Source organism: Photobacterium damselae (assembly GCF_003026815.1).
GTDB classification, from domain to species: domain Bacteria; phylum Pseudomonadota; class Gammaproteobacteria; order Enterobacterales; family Vibrionaceae; genus Photobacterium; species Photobacterium damselae.
This window is the reverse complement of sequence record NZ_PYOG01000064.1, coordinates 1-5,705: the sequence shown is the minus strand read 5'-3', so window position 1 is coordinate 5,705 and position 5,705 is coordinate 1. Positions and strand designations below refer to the sequence as shown.

Sequence of the window (5,705 nt, the reverse complement as noted above, 5' to 3'; positions counted from 1 at the left end):
ATTAATTACGTTTAGAGCTTGAGAAACGTCCATAAAAAAATCCAAGTGCATTAAATACACTTGGATTTTTACACATCTATAGGATCATTCAACCGATCATTTTGAGCTTAACTGATCGGCATTACCGCTAAGCGACCTTTTTTGTGCGATACGGTAAATTACTTCACACGGCTCACGTATTCAGCGCTACGAGTATCAACTTTGATTACTTCGCCAATCTGAATAAATAGTGGTACACGAACCACAGCGCCAGTGCTTAGAGTAGCAGGCTTACCACCAGTACCCTGAGTATCACCCTTCAGACCTGGATCTGTTTCAGTTACTTCTAGCTCAACAAAGTTCTGAGGAGTCACTGCAATTGGGTTACCGTTCCAAAGAGTTAGAGTACAAGTGTTGTTCTCTACCAACCATTTAGCGTTATCACCAACAGCTTTAACGTCTGCTGCGATTTGCTCAAATGTTTCATTGTTCATGAAGTGGTAGAATTCACCATCTGTGTATAGGTAATCTAGCTCTACGTCTACTACGTCCGCAGCTTCAACTGACTCACCAGATTTGAAAGTCTTCTCTAAAACTTTACCAGAAAGTAGTTTACGGATTTTCACACGGTTGAATGCTTGACCTTTACCAGGTTTAACAAATTCGTTTTCGATAATGACACATGGTTCATTATCAAGCATAATTTTCATTCCGCCGCGGAATTCATTGGTGCTGAAAGACGCCATTTTAGTCCTCTTAACATCTTCGAGTTGTAGTAAATGTCACATATAATAACCCGAAACGCGCCATCTGTTGAGCAAAACTGGCTTAATGATTTAGGTAATGCGATATCGGATCCGCTAAAACTGCTTAATTTGCTTAAAATAGACCCAACTCCATGGGAAAAAGGATTGGCTGCGCGTAAGCTTTTCGCCCTTCGCGTTCCTATGAGTTTTGTCGAAAGAATGGAAGTTGGCAACCCATACGATCCATTGTTGCGCCAAGTACTCCCTCTTGAGCAAGAGTTTGAAGTCCATGCGGGTTATTCTACCGATCCTTTAGAAGAACAAGATAACGATATTCCCGGCCTACTGCATAAGTATAAAAACCGAGTATTAATGATAGTCAAAGGTGGTTGTGCCATAAACTGTCGTTACTGCTTCCGACGCCACTTCCCATATCAAGATAACAAAGGCAGTAAAAGTGTTTGGCAACAAAGCCTCGATTATATTGCCAACCACCCTGAACTGGATGAGGTGATTTTGTCAGGCGGAGATCCTCTAATGGCGAAAGATCATGAGTTAGCTTGGCTTATGGACGGTATTGAACAGATTCCCCATATAAAGCGCCTTAGAATCCACTCTAGACTGCCTGTTGTGCTGCCTAGTCGTGTAACCCCCGATTTGTGCCAGCGTTTTGCCAGTAGCCGTTTACAAGTGATTTTAGTTACTCATATCAACCACTGTAACGAAATCAATGCTGAATTAACTCTAGCAATGCAGAACCTAAAACATGCGAATGTTACCCTGCTAAACCAAGGTGTATTACTAAAAGGGGTTAATGATTCCGTTCAAGCGCTTATCAACTTAAGTAACCGCCTGTTTGACGCTGGAATCTTACCTTATTACCTTCATGTGTTGGATAAAGTGCAAGGCGCGGCACATTTCTTTGTCGATGATATTCAAGCCAAAACTTTGATGGCTGGACTGATGGAAAATGTCTCAGGATATCTGGTTCCTCAATTAACCCGAGAAATCGGTGGACGCAGTAGCAAAACGCCTCTAGATCTGCATTTAGAGTAAGACACACCAAGCCATTAATTAACTAAAGCCATGTAATTTATAGGATTACATGGCTTTTTTATATCAGCTGCTCACCAAAACATACAAATCACACCTTTTTGCTGCACGCAAACCAAATATAACATGGCAACCCATTTAAAATAAAACTTAACACATTGAATTAAAATAAAAAATTAAAGCGTACAGCTTATTAAGCTTTTTTACTGTTAAACTACAATTAAAAGTAACACGGCAAACCCTAAGCAAAAGTAACACCATAGGAATTATAATAAAATTTACTTGTTACGATAAAAAAAGATCATGGCTTAAGCTCTCGATTTTTTGCTCATTAAAGCGCATAGTCGCCATCCATTTAGTCGTATCTAATTCGCGATGAAAGAAGTACGCCAAACTTCTTTATCACTACTTTTATTCCACTACTTACTGCGAGTAACGTAATGAAAATTGGCATTTTGTCCCAAAACCAAGACCTATATTCAACTCGCCGTTTACGTGAAGCTTGTGAACAACGAGGCCACGAAGCGGTGATCATTAACGCGCTACGTTGTTATATGAATATCAACTCTGTTAAACCATCGATTCATTTTGAAGGTAATGATTTAACAGGTTTTGATGCTGTGATCCCACGCATTGGTGCCGATATCACCTTCTATGGTTGCTCGGTATTACGACAATTTGAAATGATGGATGTATTTTCGGTAAACCAATCCATCGCCATTACCCGATCTCGCGATAAGTTACGTTCTTTACAACTACTAAGTCGTAAAGGCGTCGGTATGCCAGTAACAGGCTTTGCGAGTAAACCAAGTGATGTACCAGACCTCATCAAAATGGTAGGCGGCGCACCTCTAGTTATTAAGTTGCTAGAAGGTACTCAAGGCATTGGTGTGGTATTAGCTGAAACACAAAAAGCGGCAGAAAGCGTAATTGAAGCTTTTATGGGTTTAAAAGCCAATATCATGGTGCAAGAGTATATTGAAGAAGCAGGCGGTGCAGATATCCGTTGCTTTGTTATTGGTGATAAAGTCATTGCCTCAATGAAACGTCAAGGTGCCGAAGGTGAATTCCGTTCAAACCTGCACCGTGGTGGTAGCGCCTCTTTAATTCGCATTACCCCAGAAGAGCGTAAAACTGCTGTAGCAGCAGCTAAAGCAATGGGATTAAGCGTTGCAGGTGTCGACTTACTACGCTCAAACCGAGGCCCATTGGTTATGGAAGTTAACTCATCACCGGGCCTTGAAGGCATCGAAGGTGCGACAGGTAAAGATATTGCTGGAATGATCATTGAATACATTGAGAAAAATGTAGGCAAGAGCCGTCGCCATCTTCAGCATCAATAAGAGTTTCTCTTAACAAAGGCAATCATTGTCTTTAGCCAAATCAAAGCAGCTAGTAATAGCTGCTTTTTTTATCCCTATCAAAAACGAACACCACTCAAATAGAAAATCACCTAAAAGGTGTACAAAATAAAGATTATAATCAAAACAGAAAACAATTAAGCTAACCAATTGATTTTAAACAACTAATTTATGTTCAGCTTTTTAGGCTATTTACCAGATAAACTAATCACTTACATGTTCAGCTAATGAAAAGAAAAACAGCTGTTCGCTGTACATAATTCAAGGTTAATACAAAACAAAAAAACAACGATATAAGTTATTGATATTTAAAAGATATAATTCGTACAGCTTATCAAGGTTTTTATCAACCAAACTTAATGCTACTCATACACATAAACAGCATTTGTACACCAATAAGCTGTACAGAATCAATTGGATAACCCCACTTACTTCTATCTAATCATAAGCAATTGAAAAATAAATAATTTTATCAATGTGCAGCTTTTCGAGCTTTTTCCTCAGCAAGCACCTATATAATTGATTAGATTTCCCCTCAATTGTGAACTCTCACCCTCCCTAACCCCATCTAAATAGCCTGGTATCGATGCCAAACACTTGTTCAGGTACGTGTCACAAATCTTCCTAGCCCAGAGAGTCAACTACAACGATACGATACGATTCAATTACAATTGGAATAATCTCAGTAATCATCGACGATCATCACGTACAGTTAAAATTTATATTTAAACAAAAAACCAGAACAGAAATATAAAAGCATAAATTTAAGCAATTACACGAAACGAAAGTGTTTATAATAAACAACATATATTAGCTATTGTTTTTAAATTTATATGTACTTTCATTAACTATATGGAAAGACACAATTTTTATGATTTCATTATAATTTGGTGATCATTCGAATTAATTAAATAAGTTAGCTTTAACTCAGATCCGATTTAATAAAGAGATAAAACCATAGAATTAACCCACACCCTCGTACGATCAGCACATCCTCAAAAATACAGCTTATTGGTGTACATATCCGAGGTTTTTAATAAGTAGAACAAACGGCAACTTAAGCCATTGATATATAATAACTTTATTATGTACAGCTTTTCTAGTCTTTCTCCTGGCAAGCTTTAACACAATAATGTACAGATCGTTAATAAAAACACACCTTTAAGCTGTACAAAACCAAGCTTCACATCACACACCCATCACGACAATATAAGTCATTGTTTTATTTACACTTATTTATGTACAGCTTTTTGAGCTTTTATCTGAGTAAACTACATCTCAATATGTGCAGCTTTTACACCAGAGATCACAATTAAGCTGAACATAATTTCAAATAAGCCATTCATATAAAAATCTCAAAATAAATCATTTATAAACAATAACTTAAATTTGTGCAGCTTTTTGAGGTTTTATCCTAGTGAGCCTTACATACCAATAATTAAGGATTTAGGGTTACGAGCAAAAGAAAGAGGGGAAAAAACGATAAGAAGAGGAAACAAAAAATCAGTACACAAAAAAGCCGAAGCAGGTTGCCCCACTTCGGCTTAGAGAATAGGTTAAGGAGGAATGATTATATCAAAGAGCCCCAAGATCCCATAACTCGCTGAAAGCAGCGGTATTACTGGGCTGTAAGACACCTGACGTGATACATTCCGTTCCACTTTTGACTTACAAGACAGTATCTGTGAGTACCAGTAACAAGCACTTGAAACAGCGCAGAGAGATTCCTTTCGTTCTTACGAGAGCCTGACATACCGCTAAGGGAAATCAACAAACGTCAGGTAGTCGAGTATGTAGAGCACTTAAGGCGTGAATACTCACACGGTACAATCACAGCCCATCTCAGTCGTTTGCGGTCTATCTGGACACACGCCTATAAGCTTGGGGAAATAGATAGCAAGACAAGTCCTTTCTTTGATCATGACCTAAGTGCGTACCGTGGCGAAGGAAGCAAACAGAAGCAACTATTCAGTCATGACCAACTAAGCAAAGTACTTAAAGAAGCTTCTGAATCAATTAGAGATCTAGTGCGTCTAGGCTTGTTCCCCAAAGCAAGACTTAGCGAACGATGCAACGCTCATGAGGAAATAATCGAGGATGTGAGGTGCATGGTTATCAAAAAAGGTAAGACCGCTGCTGCCGCACGGACCATTCCGATAGCAAAGCAAATCCAAGACATCCAACTTCCTCTAGGGCTAGACCACAAGTCTGCTGGACGAGTCTTTTCTCGATTCAAGACCAGTAAGGTTACAACGGACAGCAGCCCTCCTTCCATTCCCTGCGCGTGCATTTCGCTACCGCAGCGCAACGTGCAAGAGTTGATGAGTTCAATATAGCCAATGTGTTAGGGCACAAGACAGGCGTGACCATGAGCTACGGCCAGTATGGAGGTTGGCCTACCTACTAGCCAAGAATGGATGACTGATTACCGCAAGGCTACTTGTAGTGGTACATTAAATTTGGCCACCTACTCAGAGGTGATATCATCACCTCTTAACATGAATAGGTGACATCATGACAAAACGAACAAGACGATTATTTAGTGCTGAATTTAAATTAGAAGCGG

The 5,705-nt window shown here is 39.2% G+C and carries 4 protein-coding genes; 3 read left to right on the top strand and 1 reads right to left on the bottom strand.

The features are described 5' to 3' along the window. Positions 1 to 158 precede the first annotated feature (158 nt). Positions 159 to 725 carry an elongation factor P gene (gene efp, locus CTN07_RS21965; RefSeq protein ID WP_036764516.1) on the bottom strand — a complete coding sequence of 189 codons (567 nt, stop codon included), beginning with the start codon at positions 723 to 725 and terminating at the stop codon, positions 159 to 161. A gap of 33 nt (positions 726 to 758) precedes the next feature. Here efp and epmB point away from each other — a divergent pair, with 33 nt between their 5' ends. The 3 genes from epmB (at position 759) to CTN07_RS23355 (ending at position 5,475) form a co-directional block, all read left to right on the top strand. Further along, a complete protein-coding gene (gene epmB, locus CTN07_RS21960; protein WP_005301701.1) occupies positions 759 to 1,781 on the top strand; it encodes an EF-P beta-lysylation protein EpmB in 1,023 nt (340 codons plus the stop codon). Between the two features lie 437 nt (positions 1,782 to 2,218). After that, positions 2,219 to 3,121 carry a 30S ribosomal protein S6--L-glutamate ligase gene (rimK, locus tag CTN07_RS21955; RefSeq protein ID WP_036764517.1) on the top strand — a complete coding sequence of 301 codons (903 nt, stop codon included), beginning with the start codon at positions 2,219 to 2,221 and terminating at the stop codon, positions 3,119 to 3,121. A gap of 1,769 nt (positions 3,122 to 4,890) precedes the next feature. After that, the gene (locus CTN07_RS23355) at positions 4,891 to 5,475 is read left to right on the top strand and encodes a phage integrase SAM-like domain-containing protein (RefSeq protein ID WP_170107352.1); all 585 of its coding nucleotides are present in this window, start codon (positions 4,891 to 4,893) and stop codon (positions 5,473 to 5,475) included. Positions 5,476 to 5,705 lie beyond the last annotated feature (230 nt).

What these genes read in the sequence shown, in the direction of transcription:
- efp (WP_036764516.1), bottom strand. Translation starts at nt 725, where the DNA reads ATGGCGTCTTTCAGCACCAATGAATTCCGCGGCGGAATGAAAATTATG.
- epmB (WP_005301701.1), top strand. Translation starts at nt 759, where the DNA reads ATGTCACATATAATAACCCGAAACGCGCCATCTGTTGAGCAAAACTGG.
- rimK (WP_036764517.1), top strand. Translation starts at nt 2,219, where the DNA reads ATGAAAATTGGCATTTTGTCCCAAAACCAAGACCTATATTCAACTCGC.